We start from the raw sequence: 307 nt of genomic DNA, 5'->3' as shown, positions 1-307 counted from the left end.
TTTGCGCCACTTTTTTATCGTTCCAACACGCGCTGCTTATTGCCCCGTCCGCGCCCTGGCACATCGATGCGAACTCTGAGGTCTGACCCAGCGTCCTCAAAATTTGAGTCACTTCGCCCTGCTGACTCACCGGCAAGAACGCGCAATCGGTACGCGGATAGGTGGTCAGCTTGTGCTTTTCATACAAGGCTTGCGCCGTATCGAGCACTTGCTGCGCGGTGTAACCGAACTGAGCCGACATGGCCTTCTGCAGAGAACCCAAAAAAAACAGCGCAGGGTGTTTGGCTTTTTGCCGTTTGGTATCAAA

General features: G+C 54.1%; 1 protein-coding gene. It reads right to left on the bottom strand.

All coding sequences use genetic code 11. The annotated features are described in order from the left end of the window. Positions 1-307 (bottom strand): DNA topoisomerase (locus BCT81_RS14935; RefSeq protein ID WP_241908212.1); only part of this gene is annotated, 307 nt, incomplete at both ends.

The sequence above is a fragment of the Vibrio sp. 10N.261.52.A1 genome, from assembly GCF_002876325.1.
Classification (GTDB): domain Bacteria; phylum Pseudomonadota; class Gammaproteobacteria; order Enterobacterales; family Vibrionaceae; genus Vibrio; species Vibrio chagasii.
Note: the sequence above shows the minus strand (reverse complement) of the source record. Positions and strands in the feature narration are given on the sequence as shown.